Source organism: Faecalicatena fissicatena, from assembly GCF_016900595.1.
GTDB classification, from domain to species: Bacteria; Bacillota; Clostridia; order Lachnospirales; family Lachnospiraceae; genus Claveliimonas; species Claveliimonas intestinigallinarum.
Map to the genome: position 1 here is coordinate 1 of NZ_JACLYY010000028.1, position 2,552 is coordinate 2,552.

Here is a 2,552-nt window from a genome sequence, read left to right on the forward strand (position 1 = left end):
TCCGGAGAAACCGTCCTTGATTTGGCCACGATCACCTTCTCCATCATGGCCTTGGAGGTGCCCATGGCGTTCACCGGATAGGCGGCCTTGTCGGTGGACAGGCAGATGACCTTCTTCACCCCTGCCTCGATGGCCGCGGTCAGCACGTTCTCTGTTCCCAGGACATTGGTCTTCACCGCCTCGATGGGGAAGAACTCACAGGAGGGCACCTGCTTCAGGGCCGCTGCATGGAAGATGTAATCCACACCGTGCATGGCATTTTTCACGGACTGGATATCCCGCACATCGCCGATATAGAACTTCAGCTTGTCGCTGTACTCCGGGAATTCCCGCTGATAAAAATGCCGCATATTGTCCTGCTTTAGCTCATCGCGGGAAAATATACGGATCTCCTTAATATCCGTTTTTAAGAACCGGTCCAGGACAGCGTTCCCGAAGGAACCGGTGCCGCCGGTGATCATTAAGGTTTTACCTGCAAATATACTGCTCATTGGTTTGATCTCCTTTGTTTTTTGTAAAATAAAAAAGCCCTCCGCCATGCTTCCAGCATGGCGAAAAAGCTTCTCTGTCTGATAGGATATTCTTTTTATTTTTCTACTCTATACAATCGATTTCTCAAAAATCCTTCCTGCCTTATAGCTTTCCAGGATGGTCTCCAGCATCTTATTATACCATTTTATGAGCTTTTCTCTTCCAAAATTTTTTATAATTTCCTCATAGTCATAATTAGACCTGTTCGTCGCCATTATACAGCGCCACCTCACATTCTCTCAATGTATCAAACGCAAAACTGTTTAAAAAGCGCACATACTCCTCCAGTTCCTTCTGTTCCTGTATAAGCGTATAATCTTCAGATGAATTAGGCAATATGTTCTTTTTGATCTTTCCATTCTCTAATAACTCCACAAACCTTCCTGCTCTGTCCATGTTTACTCCTCAATCAACTTATCCACAGAACCGTCAAAATCCTGTGCTTGTTTTCCCAGTTCCATCATACCATGTATACGCTTTTCCAGCATTCTGTATGTTCTTTCCTCTTCCTGATCTATCACAGTATGACCTTCCATGATCTCTTCCTGCTCTTCTCCTGAAAATGCCTTATCCTCCCATTCCAGATTCACCGTCACACTTATGTCGCCTGTCATTGTCATTTTATAACTTATTTTCAAGTATGTCAACTGCAGTACAGCAAAAACATCCATCTGATTTAATGCGCTTGACTAATCTCGGCTGAAAATATCTCTTGTGTATACTTTCTCTGCTACATCATCCAGCGATCTGTCATAGCGGTTCGCAATAATGACCTGGCTTCTTTCTTTAAAATCTGCCAGGTCATTTACCACTTTACTGCCGAAAAATGTGCTTCCATCCTCCAATGTAGGCTCATATACGATTACTGTAGCCCCCTTTGCCTTAATTCTTTTCATCACTCCCTGGATGCTGCTCTGCCGGAAGTTGTCAGAATTACTCTTCATAGTCAACCGGTACACACCGACTATACATTCTTTTTCATTCTCCTTTTTATAATCGCCTTCCTCAAAATAATCATAGTACCCGGCTTTCGATAAAACCTGATTTGCAATAAAGTCTTTTCTTGTGCGGTTACTTTCTACGATTGCTTCAATCAGATTTTCCGGTACATCCGCATAATTCGCCAAAAGCTGTTTCGTGTCCTTTGGAAGGCAATACCCGCCATACCCAAAACTGGGATTGTTATAATGCGTGCCTATTCGGGGATCCAGACACACACCATCGATAATCTCTTTCGTATTCAAACCTTTCATCTCAGCGTACGTATCCAGTTCATTAAAGTAAGATACCCGCAGAGCCAGATAGGTATTGGCAAAGAGCTTCACAGCCTCCGCCTCCGTAAATCCCATGATCAGCGTAGGGATGTCCTCTTTAATAGCTCCCTCCTGCAGGAGGGCGGCAAAAGTATTGGCAGCTTTGACCAGACGAGCGTTCTCCACATCGGTCCCCACAATAATCCTGCTGGGATAAAGATTGTCATACAACGCCTTGGATTCCCGCAGGAACTCAGGGCTGAAAATAATGTTGTCGCAGTGATACTTTTCCCTCACATGAGCCGTAAACCCCACCGGAATGGTAGACTTGATCACCATGACTGCATCCGGATTATACTGGATCACAAGCTTGATCACATCCTCCACAGCACTAGTATCAAAAAAGTTTTTCTTGCTGTCATAATTTGTCGGCGCTGCAATCACAACAAAAGCTGCCTCTTTATAGGCAGCTTCCGCATCTAGTGTAGCCGTAAGATTTAAATCCTTGTGGGCTAAATATTCTTCTATATAATCATCCTGTATAGGCGACTTTTTTTGATTAATAAGTTCCACCTTTTCCGGTACAATATCTACAGCCGTGACCTGATTGTGCTGTGCCAGAAGTGTTGCGATAGACAGGCCTACATAGCCTGTGCCTGCGATTGCGATTTTCATAATTTTATCCTCTTTTCTACTACAATATATTTATGGTTAATACCCCTTACCGCCAGTAAGGAATTACCCATCTTGTTGCTTAAGCTGTTAGAA

The 2,552-nt window shown here is 43.8% G+C and carries 4 protein-coding genes; all 4 read right to left on the bottom strand.

From position 1 onward, the window contains the following. Window positions 1-491 (bottom strand): polysaccharide biosynthesis protein (locus H7U36_RS14935; RefSeq protein ID WP_207750615.1); only part of this gene is annotated, 491 nt, incomplete at its 3' end. Window positions 492-726: 235 nt separating this feature from the next. After that, window positions 727-927, bottom strand: coding sequence for a hypothetical protein (locus H7U36_RS14940; RefSeq protein WP_033126680.1), 201 nt, complete (start codon window positions 925-927; stop codon window positions 727-729). 2 nt (window positions 928-929) lie between these two features. Then, window positions 930-1,127 (bottom strand): hypothetical protein, encoded by a 198-nt coding sequence (locus H7U36_RS14945; RefSeq protein WP_205156421.1) that lies wholly within the window; start codon window positions 1,125-1,127, stop codon window positions 930-932. A gap of 93 nt (window positions 1,128-1,220) precedes the next feature. Next, complete coding sequence (locus tag H7U36_RS14950; RefSeq protein ID WP_205156422.1) at window positions 1,221-2,459, bottom strand: nucleotide sugar dehydrogenase; 1,239 nt, start codon at window positions 2,457-2,459, stop codon at window positions 1,221-1,223. Window positions 2,460-2,552: the final 93 nt, after the last annotated feature.

Coding starts and splice junctions, on each gene's coding strand:
- H7U36_RS14940 (WP_033126680.1), bottom strand. CDS start 927: ATGGACAGAGCAGGAAGGTTTGTGGAGTTATTAGAGAATGGAAAGATC.
- H7U36_RS14950 (WP_205156422.1), bottom strand. CDS start 2,459: ATGAAAATCGCAATCGCAGGCACAGGCTATGTAGGCCTGTCTATCGCA.